Source organism: Streptomyces sp. LUP30, from assembly GCF_001746365.1.
Classification (GTDB): Bacteria; Actinomycetota; Actinomycetes; order Streptomycetales; family Streptomycetaceae; genus Streptomyces.
Genome location: NZ_MJAJ01000017.1, coordinates 128,947 through 143,793, shown reverse-complemented (window position 1 = coordinate 143,793; position 14,847 = coordinate 128,947). Strand labels below are relative to the sequence as shown.

General features: G+C 73.9%; 13 protein-coding genes and 1 pseudogene. 8 read left to right on the top strand and 6 right to left on the bottom strand.

From position 1 onward, the window contains the following. Nucleotides 1-68 precede the first annotated feature (68 nt). Together BG482_RS16885 and BG482_RS45205 are read left to right on the top strand one after the other, a co-directional pair. Nucleotides 69-971, top strand: a complete 903-nt coding sequence (locus BG482_RS16885) for a trans-aconitate methyltransferase (protein WP_069769870.1) — start codon at nucleotides 69-71, stop codon at nucleotides 969-971. After that, nucleotides 968-1,981, top strand: a pseudogene (locus tag BG482_RS45205) (YbhN family protein); the annotation flags it as partial. The gene BG482_RS16885 and the pseudogene BG482_RS45205, both read left to right, overlap by 4 nt. A 143-nt stretch (nucleotides 1,982-2,124) precedes the next feature. On the opposite strand, the gene BG482_RS41105 reads toward BG482_RS45205, so the two are convergent. Next, on the bottom strand, nucleotides 2,125-2,922 hold the full coding sequence (locus BG482_RS41105; RefSeq protein ID WP_079141853.1) for a creatininase family protein: 798 nt from the start codon (nucleotides 2,920-2,922) through the stop codon (nucleotides 2,125-2,127). A 38-nt stretch (nucleotides 2,923-2,960) separates the two neighbouring features. Here BG482_RS41105 and ribA point away from each other — a divergent pair, with 38 nt between their 5' ends. The 4 genes from ribA to BG482_RS16850 all read left to right on the top strand — a co-directional run bounded on the left by ribA (nucleotide 2,961) and on the right by BG482_RS16850 (nucleotide 7,144). Next, nucleotides 2,961-3,620, top strand: a complete 660-nt coding sequence (ribA, locus tag BG482_RS16865) for a GTP cyclohydrolase II (RefSeq protein WP_069769855.1) — start codon at nucleotides 2,961-2,963, stop codon at nucleotides 3,618-3,620. Nucleotides 3,621-3,763: 143 nt separating this feature from the next. Continuing rightward, the gene (locus BG482_RS16860) at nucleotides 3,764-4,909 is read left to right on the top strand and encodes an FAD-binding oxidoreductase (protein ID WP_069769854.1); all 1,146 of its coding nucleotides are present in this window, start codon (nucleotides 3,764-3,766) and stop codon (nucleotides 4,907-4,909) included. Further along, the gene (locus tag BG482_RS16855; RefSeq protein ID WP_069769853.1) at nucleotides 4,906-5,988 is read left to right on the top strand and encodes a saccharopine dehydrogenase; all 1,083 of its coding nucleotides are present in this window, start codon (nucleotides 4,906-4,908) and stop codon (nucleotides 5,986-5,988) included. Before BG482_RS16860 ends, BG482_RS16855 begins: the two co-directional genes overlap by 4 nt. Next, nucleotides 5,981-7,144, top strand: coding sequence for a saccharopine dehydrogenase family protein (locus tag BG482_RS16850; protein ID WP_069769852.1), 1,164 nt, complete (start codon nucleotides 5,981-5,983; stop codon nucleotides 7,142-7,144). Before BG482_RS16855 ends, BG482_RS16850 begins: the two co-directional genes overlap by 8 nt. A 105-nt stretch (nucleotides 7,145-7,249) precedes the next feature. On the opposite strand, the gene BG482_RS16845 is transcribed toward BG482_RS16850, so the two are convergent. From BG482_RS16845 to BG482_RS16835, 3 genes are read right to left on the bottom strand one after another with little or no spacing between them, the layout of a single operon-like run. Continuing rightward, a complete protein-coding gene (locus BG482_RS16845) occupies nucleotides 7,250-8,479 on the bottom strand; it encodes a serine hydrolase (RefSeq protein WP_069769851.1) in 1,230 nt (409 codons plus the stop codon). A 40-nt stretch (nucleotides 8,480-8,519) separates the two neighbouring features. Then, nucleotides 8,520-9,980 carry an MFS transporter gene (locus BG482_RS16840; RefSeq protein WP_069769850.1) on the bottom strand — a complete coding sequence of 487 codons (1,461 nt, stop codon included), beginning with the start codon at nucleotides 9,978-9,980 and terminating at the stop codon, nucleotides 8,520-8,522. Continuing rightward, a complete protein-coding gene (locus tag BG482_RS16835; RefSeq protein WP_069769869.1) occupies nucleotides 9,977-10,525 on the bottom strand; it encodes a TetR/AcrR family transcriptional regulator in 549 nt (182 codons plus the stop codon). The genes BG482_RS16840 and BG482_RS16835 overlap by 4 nt, the downstream gene beginning before the upstream one ends. 366 nt (nucleotides 10,526-10,891) lie before the next feature. Between BG482_RS16835 and BG482_RS16830 the strand changes: the two genes are divergently transcribed. Beyond that, the gene (locus BG482_RS16830) at nucleotides 10,892-11,302 is read left to right on the top strand and encodes a VOC family protein (protein WP_069769849.1); all 411 of its coding nucleotides are present in this window, start codon (nucleotides 10,892-10,894) and stop codon (nucleotides 11,300-11,302) included. Between the two features lie 170 nt (nucleotides 11,303-11,472). Here the strand turns inward: BG482_RS16830 and BG482_RS16825 are convergent, their stop codons facing one another. Beyond that, a complete protein-coding gene (locus tag BG482_RS16825) occupies nucleotides 11,473-12,813 on the bottom strand; it encodes an MFS transporter (RefSeq protein ID WP_069769848.1) in 1,341 nt (446 codons plus the stop codon). A gap of 279 nt (nucleotides 12,814-13,092) precedes the next feature. After that, a complete protein-coding gene (locus BG482_RS16820) occupies nucleotides 13,093-13,764 on the bottom strand; it encodes a TetR/AcrR family transcriptional regulator (RefSeq protein WP_069769847.1) in 672 nt (223 codons plus the stop codon). A gap of 149 nt (nucleotides 13,765-13,913) precedes the next feature. On the opposite strand from BG482_RS16820, the gene BG482_RS16815 reads away from it, so the two are divergent. Next, a complete protein-coding gene (locus BG482_RS16815; protein ID WP_069769846.1) occupies nucleotides 13,914-14,828 on the top strand; it encodes a shikimate dehydrogenase in 915 nt (304 codons plus the stop codon). Nucleotides 14,829-14,847 lie beyond the last annotated feature (19 nt).

Below are 14,847 nucleotides of genomic sequence, written 5' to 3'. Positions count from 1 at the left end.
CGGCTCCCGGCGCCGCCCGAGCGGCGTACGCCGCGGGTCCGGGCGCCGAGGCCGACCCGGAGTCCGTCATCGCCGGCGCCGGGCCGGTCGGCCGGTCCGGCGAGCGGCCCACCGTGCGGCTGCGTGACGTCGGCCCGGACGAGCAGCCCCGCTACGCCCCCGAGTGGCTGGAGCTGCGCGAGCCCGCCGACGCCGCCGCCCGGTCGATGGAGCTGCTGGACCCGCTGCGGATCCGGCTCGCCAACCTTCCCGGCCGCCGCGGCCTGGCCATCCACGACCTGGGCTGCGGCACCGGCTCCATGGGCCGCTGGCTGGCCCCCCGGCTGGACGGCGCCCAGCACTGGGTCCTGCACGACCGCGACCCCTACCTGCTGCACTTCGCGGCCGTCGCCTCCCCGCGGGCGGCCGCCGACGGCAGCCGGGTCACCGTCGAGACGCGGCGCGGCGACGTCGCCCGCCTCACCCCGGACGCGCTGCTCGGCGCCTCGCTGGTCACCGCCTCCGCGCTGCTGGACGTCCTCACCCGCGAGGAGGTCGAGACGCTCGCCGCGGCCTGCGCCGGCGCGGGGTGCCCCGCGCTGCTGACCCTGTCGGTCGCCGGCCGCGTCGAACTCAGCGCCCCCGACCCGCTGGACGACGAGATAGCGGCCGCCTTCAACGACCACCAGCGGCGCGGCGGTCTCCTCGGCCCCGACGCGGTCTCCGTGGCCTGCGAGGCGTTCGCCGACCAGGGCGCGACCGTCAAGGTGCACCCGAGCGCATGGCAGCTCGGCCCCGAGAACGTGGGTCTGACCGCCCAGTGGCTGCGCGGCTGGGTCGGCGCGGCCGTGGAGGAGCGCCCCGAGCTCGCCGAGCGCGCCGAGTCCTACCTGGCCGCACGGCTCGCGGCCTGCGCCGCCGGTGAACTGCGCGCCACCGTGCACCACAGCGACCTGCTGGCGCTGGCCCGCCCGACGGGCGGAGCCGGATGAGCGCGGAGACGGTCGGCCCCCTGGTGACGAGCGCGCCGCCCGTGCTGTGGGCGGAGACGGCCTCGCCCGTCGTGCCACGGCCCTCGCGGGCGCCGTCGGCGGCCCTCGGCGGCGCCGCCGTCTCGGCGGCCCGGATCGGTGTCATCGTGACCGAGCCGCACGCGAAGCGGCCCTCCCGGCTGCGCGCCCTGCTCGGCAACCGCGCCCTGCGCCCCCATTTCGGGACCGTCGCCGGAGTGGTCATCCTCACGGTGCTGCTGTGGCGGCTGGGCACCGGCGTCTTCCTGGACGGACTGCGGCGGATCGACGCGCCGACCCTGCTGGCCGCGCTCGCGATCGGCGCGCTCACCACGGTGTTCAGCGCCTGGCGGTGGGCGCTGGTGGCCCGTGGGCTGCGGATCCGGCTGCCGCTCGGCCCGGCCGTCGCCGACTACTACCGTGCCCTGTTCCTCAACGCGGCGCTGCCCGGCGGCGTCCTCGGCGACGTGCACCGCGCGGTGCGGCACGGGCAGAGCGCGGGCGACGTCGGACGCGGGGTGCGGGCGGTGGTCCTGGAGCGGACCGCGGGACAGCTCGTGCTGACCGCGGCGGGCGTGACGATCCTGCTGACCCTGCCGTCCCCGGTGATGCAGGACGTCCGGCAGATCACGCCGCTGGTCCTGCTGGCCGCCGCGGGCGCCTGCGCCGTCGTCCTGGCCGTCCGGATGAGCTCTTCGGCGCCGCGGCGCGCCGGGCGGCTGCGGGCGGCGCTGGCCGAGGCGCGCGAGAGCCTGCTGTCGCGGCGCAATGCGCCGGGCGTCGCCGTGTCCTCCGCGATCGTGCTGAGCGGACACCTCGGCATGTTCGTCGTGGCCGCCCGGGTCGCCGGTTCCGGTGCCTCCGTGCTCGCGCTGCTGCCGATCGCCGTCCTCGCGCTGCTCGCCATGGGTCTGCCGCTGAACATCGGCGGCTGGGGTCCGCGCGAGGGGGTCACCGCCTGGGCGTTCGGCGCCGCCGGGCTCGGCGCGAGCACCGGCCTCACGGTCGCCGTCGTCTACGGGGTGCTCAGCTTCGTCGCGGCGCTGCCCGGGGCGGTGGTGCTGGTGGTGCGCTGGTCCGCGGGGCTGCGCACCCGGGCCGCCGGTCCGGCCGGCCCGGATGCGGACGAGCGGCGCTACGAGGAGGCCGCGGCGCCGGTTCCGGTCGCCGACGCCCGCGAAGCCGCCGAGGTGAGCAAGGTGAAATACGCGCCGAAGGAATCCGCCAGGCTCGCCAGGAGTTCCTTTCCCTTTTCAGCCGAACCAAGGGAAGGACGGCCGATGACGCCCGAATCGGTATAGGCGGACATTCCCAGCGTGAGCAGATGGCGGCGGTCGTCCGCGACGAAATCGGCCGACTCATAACCGGGCCGGACGATGTCGGGGTGGGCGTGCAGCAGGATCGAGGTCTCGATCTCCCCGGCGTGCATGTCGGTGAGCAGCGAGGTCGACACCCCGGACCGCTCCAGCGCCGCCTCCCAGTCCTCCGGGGCCGGGAAGAGCGCCATCCGCTCGCCTGCGGCGGAGGACTCCTGGACGACGTTGCCCAGGACGTAGTTCCCGCCGTGTCCGTTGACCAGCACCAGGGCTTCGACGCCCGAGCGGCGCAGCGACGCCGCGATGTCCCGTACCACCGCGTGAAGGGTCACGGAGGAAATGCTGACGGTTCCCGGCCAGGCCGCGTGCTCGTGCGAGCAGGCGATGGTCACCGGCGGGAGGAGGTGCACCGGGTACGCCTCGGCGATCTCCCGCGCGATGGCGCACGCGACCAGCGTGTCGGTGGCCAGCGGCAGGTACGCGCCGTGCTGTTCGAAGCTGCCGACGGGCAGGACCGCCACCTGTGTCGCGACTCCGGCTCCCCGGGCCCGCACGTCTTCGGTAGTGTCCGTCGGCATCACTCCGTACGCCGCCGACCGTATGTCCGAACCACTCATTTCTTCCCGGCCCTTCGTCTCTGCTTAGGAACCAGATCATGACAGAAAACATTGGCGTACTCGGCACGAAGACCCCGCAGCGCACCGGTGTGGAACGCGTGGTGAATGCCCCCCTGCCCACCGTGTACGGGAAATTCCAGGCGATCGGCTATATGGACCACGACCGTGGTGACGAACAAGTCGCCCTGGTCTTCGGTGAGATCGGTGCGGAGGACGTGCTGACGCGGCTGCACTCGGAATGCCTGACCGGCGACGCGTTCGGCTCCCAGCACTGCGAGTGCGGCGACCAGCTGGAGTCCGCCCTGCGGGCGGTGGTCGCGGAGGGCCGCGGTGTGGTCGTCTATCTGCGCGGGCACGAGGGTCGCGGGATAGGGCTGCTCGGCAAGTTGCGGGCGATGGCGCTGCAGGCGGAGGGGCTGGACACCGTCGAGGCCAATGTGGCGCTCGGTTTCCCGGTGGACGCCCGCGACTACAAGGTGGCCGCCGACATCCTGCGCGACCTGGGCGTGCGCTCGGTCCGCCTGATGTCGAACAACCCGCGCAAGCGCGAGGCGCTGGTGGACAACGGCATCAAGGTCGCCGAAGAGGTGCCGCTGCTGATCGAACCGTGCGAGAACAACATCACCTACCTGCGCACCAAGCGCGAGCGCATGGACCACCGGCTGCCCCACCTGGACGCGGTGGCGCACTGGTCCTGAGCGCGCTCCCCGCCGCCCCTCGGGAGGGGGTCCCGGCGGGTCCGTGCACGGCAGCCCCGGTGCACGGCAGCCCTGTGGTGTACGACAGTCCCGGCCCCGGCCCCGGCAACGGGCCGGGGCCGTCGCCGAAAGGAGCCGCCGGCGTGAACAGGCATGCCTCGGTCGTCGTCATCGGGGGCGGGGTGATGGGCGCGTCCGTCGCCTACCATCTGGCCGCCGCCGGCGTCCGCGACGTCCTGCTGCTGGAACGGGACGAGCTCGCCGCGGGCTCCACCTCGAAGGCCGCCGGAGGGGTCCGCGCCCAGTTCTCCGACGCGCTGAACATCCAGCTCGGGGCGCGCAGCCTGGAGGCGTTCGCCCGGTTCGGGGAGGAGATCGGCCACGACATCGGGCTGCGCCGCGTCGGCTACCTCTTCCTGCTGTCCACTGCGCAGGAGGTCGCCTCCTTCGAAGCCGGCGTGCGGCTGCAGAACGCGCTCGGCGTGCCCAGCCGGATGATCGACCCGGCCGAGGCCCGGCGTCTCTCCCCGTTGATCCGCACCGACGGCTTACTGGCGGCCGCGTTCTCGCCGGACGACGGTCACTGCACGCCGGAAGCCGTCGTCCACGGGTACGCGGCCGCCGCCCGCCGGTGCGGCGCGCGCATTCTGCGCCACACCGAGGTCACCGGCATCGAACGGGAGGGCGCGGCGATCACCGGGGTGCGGACCACCCTCGGCCCGATCGCCACGAACACGGTGATCTGCGCGGCCGGCGCGTGGTCCAGGGCCGTCGGCGCGATGGCAGGCGTGGATCTGCCGGTGCAGCCGCTGCGCCGCCAGGTCGCGGTCACCGAACCGGTCCCCGGCATTCCGCCGGACCTCCCCATGACCATCGACTTCACCAGCAGCCTCTACTTCCACGCCGAGGGCCGCGGCCTCCTGGTGGGGATGTCCGACCCGGACGAGCGCCCCGGCTTCGCCACCGACACCCACGATCGGTGGATCCCCCGCCTCGCCGCCGCCATGGAGCGCCGCGCCCCCGCCCTCCTCGACCTGCGCCGCACGGGCGGCTGGGCGGGCCTGTACGAGATCACCCCCGACCACAACGCCCTGATCGGCGAGGCCTCGACGGTGTCGCGTTTCCTGTACGCGACGGGCTTCTCCGGCCACGGCTTCCTCCAGGGGCCGGCCGTCGGCGAGGTCGTCCGCGACCTGTATCTGGGCCGCGTACCCTTCGTGGACGTCGCCCCCCTGAGCGCCGACCGCTTCGCGGCCGACGCCCCGCGCCCGGAGGTCAACCGCGTATGACCGCACTCCACCTGTGGCTGCGCCACGAGGTCCGCGCCACCGAACGCCGCACCCCGGTCGTCCCCGACGACGCCCGCCGCCTCGTCGAGGCCGGCGTGCGCCTGAGCGTCGAGGACTCCCCGCAGCGCGTCTTCCCGATCGGGGAGTACCAGGCCGTCGGCGCGCGGATCGCCCCGGCCGGCTCCTGGACCTCGGCGCCGGACGACGCCGTCGTCCTCGGCCTCAAGGAACTCCCGGACCGGCCGGACGAACTGACGCATCGCCATGTCTTCTTCGGGCACGCCTACAAGCGGCAGCCGGGCGCCGCCGCCCTGTTGCGCCGGTTCGCGGCCGGAGGCGGGGCGCTGCTCGACCTCGAGTACCTGGTCGACGACGACGGCCGTCGTCTCGCCGCGTTCGGCTTCTGGGCGGGCTACCTCGGCGCTGCTCTCGCCGTTCTCCAGCACCGGGGCAGGCTGACCGCTCCACTACGGCCCACCGGCAAGGACGAGTTGGACGCGACACTGCGTCAGGTGAAGGGCCAGGAGGAGGAGTTCACCGCTCTCGTCGTCGGCGCACTCGGCCGCAGCGGCCGGGGCGCGCGGGCCGCGTTCGCCACGGCCGGCGTGGACCCCTCCTGCTGGGACCTGGAGCAGACCCGTGACCTGGACCGGCCCGCCCTGCTCGCGCACGACGTGATGGTCAACTGCGTCCTGGCCACGACCCCCGTGCCGCCGTTCGTCCGCGAACAGGACCTCGACGACCCGGGCCGCCGACTGCGCACCCTGTCCGACGTCACCTGTGACGTGGGCTCGCCGCTCAACGTCCTGCCGGTGTACGACCGCACGACCGAGTGGGCCGATCCCGTGCGCCGTCTGCGCAAGGAGCCCCCGTTGGACCTGATCGCCATCGACAACCTGCCGTCCCTGCTGCCGCGTGAGTCCAGCGTCGACTTCTCGGCGGCCCTCACGCCCCTGCTGCTGGACTTCGGCGTCGGCGGAGCGTGGGGGCGCTGCCTGGACCGGTTCCACGAGGCGAGCCGTGAACTCGGCCCGGAGCCGGGGAGGTTCGGCACGGACGGGGAGACCGGCCGTGTCTGAGACCGTGCCCGCCTCCGGCGCCGTCCACTGGGTCGGCGCCGGTCTCTCCACGGGCAGCGGCCTGGCCGCCCTGTGCGAGCACGGCGAGCACGTACGCCTGTGGCACCGCACGGCGGACCGGGCGGCCGGGGCCCTCGACCGGCTGGGCCTGACCGGACGCGCCGAGCCACGCGCCTACACCCCGGACGCGCTCGCCGCCGAACTCTCGCCGGGGGACGTCGTGGTGTCGATGCTGCCCGCGTCCGACCATGCCCCGCTGTCGGCGGTGTGCGTGGCCGGCCGGGCCCACTTCGCGTGCTCCAGCTATGTCTCCGACGCGGTTCGCGAACAGGCGCCCGCGGCCGCCGCGGCCGGGCTGGTCGTCCTCACCGAGGCCGGACTCGACCCGGGCGTGGACCATCTCTTCGCGCACAGCCTCGTCGACCGCGCCCGCAGGGCGATCGGGGACGACACTCCGGCCTCGTACCGCCTCACCTCCTACTGCGGAGGCGTCCCCGCCGTCCCCGACGACTTCAGGTACCGCTTCAGCTGGGCGCCGCTCGGAGTCCTCAACGCCCTGCGCACGCCCGCGCGTTACGTCGAGGACGGCGTCGAGACCGTCGTCGCGCGGCCCTGGGAGGCCACCCGCGGGCACCTCGTCGGCGACGAGAGGTTCGAGGCCTACCCCAACCGCGACAGCCTCCCGTTCATCGAGCAGTACGCACTGCCCCGGGCCTGGCGGCCGCTCACCTTCGTGCGCGGGACGCTGCGCGTGGACGGCTGGCTGCGCGCCTGGGATGCCGTGTTCGCCGAGCTGAGGGCCGGGGACGACGCCCGGATCGCCGCGCTGGCCGGGGAGCTGGCGGCCGCCCATCCGACCACGGCCGCCGATCGCGACCGCGTGGTCCTGGCCGTGTCGCTGGAGGTGCGCGCGGACCCGGGCGCCGGCGGCGGCTCGTGGTCCGGCGGCTACCTCCTGGACCTGGAGGGCGACGAGGCCGAGAGTGCGATGGCGCGCTGCGTCTCCCGCCCGCTGGCGCTCGGCGTCCGGCACATCCTCGACGGTTCCCTGCCGCCGGGGCTGGTCAGGGCGGCCGGGACGGCCGCCCGTTCCGAGCGATGGCTGGACGAACTGCGTGCCGGGGGACTGGACTTCGCGTTGCGCGTCGGGGACTGAGACGGCGCGCAGACCGGGGGCGTGCGCAGTGCGGCCACCGCGGGGCTCCGGAGGCGGGGACGTCCCGTGCGGGACGGCGCCGCCGCCGCGGAGGTCCCGGCGCGGTCAGCCCGTGATCGCCTCGTGGACCAGGCGCTTGAGGTCGGGGTAGAGCTTCAGCGACCTCCGCGGTCGCAGCTGGGTCAGGAACTGGACGGACACGTCGTGGGCCGGGTCGACCCAGAAGGTCGTGGTGGCCACGCCGCTCCAGCCGAACGTGCCGAGCCCGGAAGGGGCCTGGGTGCGGCTCGGGTCGACCACCACCGAGACCCCGAGCCCGAAGCCGACGCCGTCGTTGCCCGGCTCGTCGTGGGCCGGACGGCTGCCGAAGGCCCGCAGGTCGGCCCCGCCGGGCAGGTGGTTGCGGGTCATCAGGTCGACCGTCGCGGGCGCGAGCAGGCGCACGCCGTCGAGTTCGCCGCCCCGCCTCAGCAGTTCGCTGAACCGGTGGACGTCGTAGGCGGTCGCCACCATGCCGCCGCTGCCCGACAGGAACCGGGGACGGCCGAACAGGGGCAGACCCGCGATCGGCTCGATGCCGCCGCCGTCGGCGTCCCCGTACAACTCCGCCAGGCGGCCCGCCTGTTCGTCGGTGACCTGGAAACCGGCGTCGGGCATGCCGAGCGGGCGGAAGACGCGCTCGGCGAGGAACTCGTCCAGCGGCCGCCCGGAGACCACCTCGATGACGCGGCCCAGGACGTTCGTGGCCACCGAGTAGTTCCACTGGGTGCCCGGCTCGAACTGCAGCGGCAGCCGCGCGTACGCCTCCACGGTGCCCGCGAGGTCCGAGCCCGGCAGCACCGCCGAGTCCAGTCCGGCCTCGCGGTACAGGGCGTCGACCGGGTGACAGTGGTAGAACGCGAAGGTCAGGCCCGCGGTGTGGGTCATCAGATGCCGTACCAGCAGGGGCTGCTCGACCGGGCGGGTGGACAGGCCTGCGCCCGAACCGCCGGTGTACACGCGCTGGTCGGCGAAGGCCGGCAGATGGTCGGCGACGGGGTCGTCGAGCCCCAGCCGGCCTTCCTCCATCAGTATCAGCGCGGCGACCGAGGTCACCGGCTTGGTCATGGAGTAGATCCGGTACAGGGTGTCGGCCTCGACGGGCAGCCCGGCGGCGATGTCGCGATGCCCGTGCGTGGCGAGGTGCGCGACCCGGCCGCCACGCGAGACGGCCAAGAGGAACCCGGGCAGACGCCCTTCGTCGACACGGTGGGCGAGGTGCTGGTCGAGGCGGTCCAGGGCCTTCCCGTCCAGCCCGACCTCGCTCGGGTCGACCTCTTGTCGCAGCAGTGCCATCGTTCTCCTCCGGTGCGTTCGATCAAGGCGCGGTCCCGGCCTACCCGCCGGGACGGCCTCCGACCTCATCGTCGCGCAGGGAACGCGCGTGCGGACCCCTTTCGGCACCGTGATCCTTGTGCGTTGCGTCGCTTCCCTCAGCCGGGTGACCAGCGGGGCAGCCGGTCGGACGCGTGGCAGGGGCGGGGCGTGGACGGCTGGGCAGCGCCCGGCAGAGCGCCGGAGCGGCCGCGGTCGCGCACGCCAGCGCCAGCAGGGGGGAGCGCGGCGCCCCGAGGTCCATGAGCACGGTCGCCGTCGCGACGCCGAGCGCCGGCCCCACGTTCATCGCCGTCTGCTGCAGCCCGCCCGCCACCCCGGCCGACTCGGCGGACGCCTCCCGTACGACGACATGGGTGGCCGCCACCATCGTCGCGCCGAATCCGGCGCCCACCAGGGCGAATCCTGCGCAGAAGACGCCCGGCGCCGAAGCGCCGGCGAGGACGAGGAGACCGACGGCCAGGACGGTGGTCGCCCCGGTGAGGGTGGCGCGCGCCCCGGCCCGGCGCAGCAGGACCGCGGCGGAGGGGGCGGCGGCCACCAGGAACACGGCCAGCGGAAGGCTGAGCAGGGCGCTGTGCAGCGGGGTGAGGCCCAGGCCGTCCTGGAGGAGGTAGACACAGGCGAAGACGGCGCCGTTCAGCGCCGCCGACGCGACGACGAGCAGACCGAGCGCCGCGCCGACCGCCCGCGAGCCGGTTTTCCCCCGGCCGGTGTGCCCGAACGCCGCCGGCGGCAGCAGGGGCGCCGGGGTGCGGCGTTCGTGCCGGACGAAGGCGACGCCGGCGAGGACGGCGACGGGCGCGGACCAGGTCACGCCGGGGAGGGTGACCAGGGTGTGGACCAGACAGGCCAGCGCCACCGCGAGGAGCAGGGCGCCGGGCAGGTCCAGCGGCCCGTCGGCGGGCGGCCGGGGCTCCTCCCGGGAGGCGAGCGCGAGCGCGCCGAACAGCAGCGCGGGCACGACGGTGACCCAGAACACCGAGCGCCAGCCGAACTCCGTGGTCAGCGCCCCGCCGACCACGGGGCCGGCGGCCGCCGCCACCCCGATGGCGGCCGTTCGCACGGCGATGGGCGTGCGCAGCCGCTCCGGCGGGAACGACGCCCGGAGCATTCCCAGCGTGGCCGGCTGCAACAGCGCCCCGAACACACCCTGCACGACCCGCAGCCCGATCACCCAGCCCACGCCCGGCGCCACGGCGAGGGCCGCGGAGACGGCCCCGAAACCGAGCATGCCGACGGCGAAGGTGCGGCGGTGTCCGTGACGGTCGCCCAGCCGTCCGGCGAACACCAGCAGACTCGCCACCGCGACGAGATAGCCGGTGCCGGTCCACTGGGCCTGGGCGAGGGAGGCGTGCAGATCGCGTTGCAGGGCGGGCCGGGCGACGGTGAGCACGGTGCCGTCGAGGGCGACGATCACCGCGCCCGCCACACTGCTCGCCAGCGTCAGGGGACGGTTCACCGGCGGTCCCCGGGTCCCAGGTGAGCGTCCAGAGCCGCGCGCAGCAACGGCTCGAAGTCATCGGCGCCGGTGGCGAGTTGAAGGCTGCCCCAACGCCACAGCTGGGCGATGCCGTGCAGGTTCGCCCACAGCGCGGCCGCGACGGCACGGGCGTCGGCGTCCATGCGGACGCGACCGACGAGCTCCACCAGCACGCCGAACAGGGGCAGGCTGGTGTCGCGCAGTCGCAGGTGACCGCTCTCCAGCAGGTCGTGACGGAACATCAGCTCGTACATTCCGGAGTTCTCCAGCGCGAACCGCAGGTAGACGCGGCTGAGTTCGGTCAGCTGCCCGCGCGGGCCCGTGCGTCCGTCGCCGCGGGTCGATCCCACGCGCGCGGCGAGGTCGGTGAACCCGCGGTGCGCGATGGCCGACAGCAGTTCCAGGTGGGTGGGGAAGTAGCGGCGGGGTGCCCCGTGCGAGACGCCGGCCCGCCGGGCGATCTCGCGCAGGGTCAGCGCCCCGGCGCCCTCCCGGGCCACCAGGTCCACGCCGACGTCGACCAGACGGGTGCGCAGATCGGCGTCGGAGGCGACGCGGCCGACGGTCGTGGACGCCGCCCCGGACGTCGGTGCGGATCTGCCCTCGGGTCCGCCTTCGGCTGCGTTCTCGGGTCCGGCTTCACGCCCTGGTTCCGACCGCGGTTCTCTCATAGACAGTGTCTATCAAACGTGGGTAGACACTGTCTACCGCCACGATCGCGGCCACGACCGCAAACCATGGGCCGCCCCTGCCCCCCGGAGACACGGCGTAGGTCCGGAGGCGGCCGACGTAGGTCCGCAGGCCCAGGGCTCGCGGCCGATGCCCGCACGGGCGCACGACCCCTAGGCTGCGGCGGCACCCGTCGCCCGCCGTCCGTGAGGAGAACATCGATGTCCGTCAACGGCCACAGCCACATCCGTCTCGCCCGACCGTCCCGGGATCTGGCCGTGGCGGAACGGTTCTGGGCCGAAGGGCTCGGGCTGAGCGTCCTGTGGCGGACCGAGGGCGGTGCGGACCCGGGCGAGCACGACCTGCTGATGCTCGGCTGGCCGGACGCCGACTGGCACCTGGAGCTGGTCCATGACCGGCGCCGCCCTGTGGAGCCCCGCCCGACGGACGAGGACCTGCTGGTGATCTACGTCGACGGACCGGTCCCGGACGACCTGGTGGCGCGGCTGGAGCGCAGCGGGGGCAGGCAGGTGCGATCGCCGAACCCGTACTGGAACGAGTGGGGCGTCACCGTCGAGGATCCGGACGGATACCGGCTGGTGCTGTGCCGGCGCGGCTGGTCGAACGTCTGACGCCTCGGGGCGACGCGCGATCCGCGGTCTCGGGCTTCCCTGGCCTCCGTCGGGCGCCCCCTTGCGGCGGACGCGCCGGGATCCCGGTGCCGCAAGGGCGTCCGGGATCCCGGGCGAGGGCGGCGTGCGCAGGCCCGCTCGGGCCCGGGGTCCGCTCCTCGGCCGTGCGGTCAGGCAGCCACCCTCTCCGGCCGGGCGGTCTCCTTCAGGTCGCGCTCGCCGAGCTGTTCCGTGGGGATCCTGGCCGTCTCCCGGGCCGACAGGGCCGCGATCACCGGAGGCACGCACAGCGCCGCCGTGAAGAAGGCCACCGAGGACCAGTCGTCGCCGTCCGGGCCCGCGAGTTGCGCGGCGAAGGTGACCGCGAAGCCTGCCACGGCGAAGCCGATCTGGGTGCCGATCGCCATGCCGGACAGCCGGACGCGGGTGGTGAACATCTCGCCGTAGAAGGAAGGCCACACGCCGTTGGCGGCGCTGTAGACCACGCCGAAGGCGAGGACGCCCAGGACCAGGATCAGCGGGTAGGAGCCGGTGGAGATCGCCCACAGGTAGGCGAACATCATGACCGCGCTGCCGGCCGCTCCGACCAGGTACACCGGACGGCGGCCGATGCGGTCGGAGAGCGTGGCCCATGCCGGGATGGCCGCCAGCGCGACCAGGTTGGCCAGCGCGCCCACCCACAGCATGGAGGAGCGGCTCATCCCGACCGAGTCACTGGTGGCGTAGGCCAGCGCCCACACGGTGAAGATGGTGCTGACCGAGGCGACGAGCGCCCCCGCGATCACCCGCAGGACGTCCGCCCAGTGTTCGCGCAGCAGCACCGCCAGGGGCAGCCTGAGAACCTCGCCGCCGGCCTGCTGCGCCGTGAAGGCGGGGGTCTCCTCCAGCTTGCGGCGGATGACGTAGCCGACGACGGCGACGGCGATGCTCAGCCAGAAGGGCACCCGCCAGCCCCAGGACAGCAGTTGCCGCTCGGGAAGGGCCGCGATGGGGATGAAGACGAGCGTGGCGAGGAGCTGGCCGCCCTGCGTGCCGCTGAGCGTGAAACTGCTGAAGAACCCGCGCCGGTCGGACGGCGCGTGTTCGAGTGTCATGGAGTTGGCGCTGGCCTGCTCGCCGGCCGCGGAGACGCCCTGCAGCACACGGCACAGCACCAGCAGGACGGGGGCGAGCGAGCCGACCTGGGCGCGGCCGGGCAGGCAGCCGATGAGGAACGTCGACAGGCCCATCAGCAGGAGCGTGAAGACCATGATCTTCTTGCGGCCCAGGCGGTCGCCGAAGTGCCCGAGGAAGAGAGCGCCCACGGGGCGGGCGGCGTAGGCGACGCCGAACGTCGCCAGGGAGAGCAGCGTCGCGGTCGCCGGGTCGGACTCGTCGAAGAAGACCTTCGGGAAGATCAGGGCCGCGGCGCTGCCGTAGATGAAGAAGTCGTAGTACTCGAGGGCACTGCCGATCCAGGCCGCCGTGGCGGCTTTCTTCGGCTGACCGGGGGGTGCGGCGGGGACGGACACGGCGTGCTCCTTCGAGGGGGCTCCAACGTATGTGGAGTGGGGCAAGGGGAGAAGGGCCGGTCCCCTGGGGTGCGGGGCGGCTGCGCCGGGTGCGTGCCCGGCTAATTAACCCACTGGATAGTTACTAGCGGATGGCTAGGGATGTTGCGCCGATGTTTCTCCGCTGTCAATAGGTCCTACGGATTCCCGCGCGCGCATCCGGGACTGCCCGCGGCCGGACCGCCGGACCGCCGGCCGGCGCATCGGTCGAGGGGACGGTCCGCGGGCCGGCCCGGAGGATCAGTCCGTCGCGCGCTCCGCCGTCAGGTAGGCGATGACCATGTCGCCGAGCATGGCGCGGTAGTGGTCGCGCTGGGCGGGATCGACCAGGTCGCGGCCGAACAGGGCGCCGAAGGTGTGCCGGTTGGCCACCCGGAAGAAGCAGAACGAGCTGATCATCGCGTGCAGGTCGACGGCGTCCACCTCGGCGGTGAACAGGCCGGACTCCTGCCCGGACGCCAGGATGCGGCGGATCACGTCGAGTGCGGGGGACCCGATCCGCCCGAGCTTCTCCGAGGCGGCGATGTGTTCGGCCTCGTGGATGTTCTCGATGCTCACCAGGCGGATGAAGTCGGGGTGCTGCTCATGGTGGTCGAAGGTCAGCTCCGCCAGCCGGCGGATGGCTGCGACCGGGTCGAGGTGCTCGACGTCGAGCCGCTGCTCCGCGGTGCGGATGACGCCGTAGGCCTGCTCCAGCACGGCGGTGAACAACTGGTCCTTGCCGCCGAAGTAGTAGTAGATCATCCGCTTCGTGGTGCTGGTGCGGGCGGCGATGTCGTCCACCCGGGCCCCGGCGTAACCGACCCGGGCGAACTCCCGGGTCGCCACGTCGAGGATCTCGGCCCTGGTCCGGGCCGCGTCGCGGGTGCGCCCGTTGCCGTGGGGTCGTGCCGGTTCGTCGACGCTGGTCATCGGGTTCCTTCGGGCGGCGCGGGTGCTGTGCCGAGATTCTAGAAGCCCGCCCGGGGCCGCCGGGGCGAGAGGGCTTCCCCTGAGCCGCTCCCGGGTGTTATGACTAACTCACCAGTTCGTACATTAGCCGGTCGATCAGGAGGTCCCTCGTGGCCGTCGTCTCGCAGGACTCGTATCTCGTCGCGCTGATCGGTTCCGGCATCGGCCCGTCGCTCAGCCCCGCCCTGCACGAGCGGGAGGCCGAACGCCAGGGGCTGCGCAGCCTGTACCGCCTCATCGACATCGACGTGCTCGGCGTCGGTCCGCAGTCCGTGGGCGACCTGGTCCGCGCCGCCCGCGACCTCGGCTTCGACGGACTCAACATCACGCACCCCTGCAAGCAGCTGGTCGTCGAGCACCTCGACGCGCTGTCGCCGCAGGCCGAAGCGCTCGGCGCGGTCAACACCGTCGTCTTCGAGGACGGCCGGGCCGTCGGCCACAACACGGACGTGACCGGGTTCGCCGCGTCCTTCGCCCGCGGCCTTCCGGACGTCCCGCTGGAACAGGTGGTGCAGCTGGGCGCGGGCGGCGCCGGGGCGGCCGTCGCGCACGCCACGCTCACCCTGGGCGCCGGGCGGGTCACGGTCGTGGACGCGCTGCCCGAACGGGCCGCGGAACTCGCCGGCTCACTCGACCGCCACTTCGGACCCGGCCGGGCCGCGGCCGCCGCCCCGGACCGGCTGGCCGCCCTGCTCGCGTCGGCCGACGGCGTCGTCCACGCCACCCCCACCGGCATGGCCGCCCACCCCGGCCTGCCCTTCCCCGCCGGACTGCTGCGCCCCGGCCTGTGGGTCGCCGAGGTGGTCTACCGCCCCCTGGAGACCGAACTGCTGCGCGCCGCCCGCGCGGTCGGCTGCGCCACTCTGGACGGCGGCGGCATGGCCGTCTTCCAGGCTGTGGACGCCTTCCGCCTGTTCACCGGCCGCGAGCCCGACAGCGCCGCCATGCTGGCCGACTTCGCGGAGCTGGCCCGTGGCGCGGAGACGGCCCGCGACGCGGAGCGCTCGGCGGGCCACGCCGTATGACGGCCGCGGGCCGTACGCA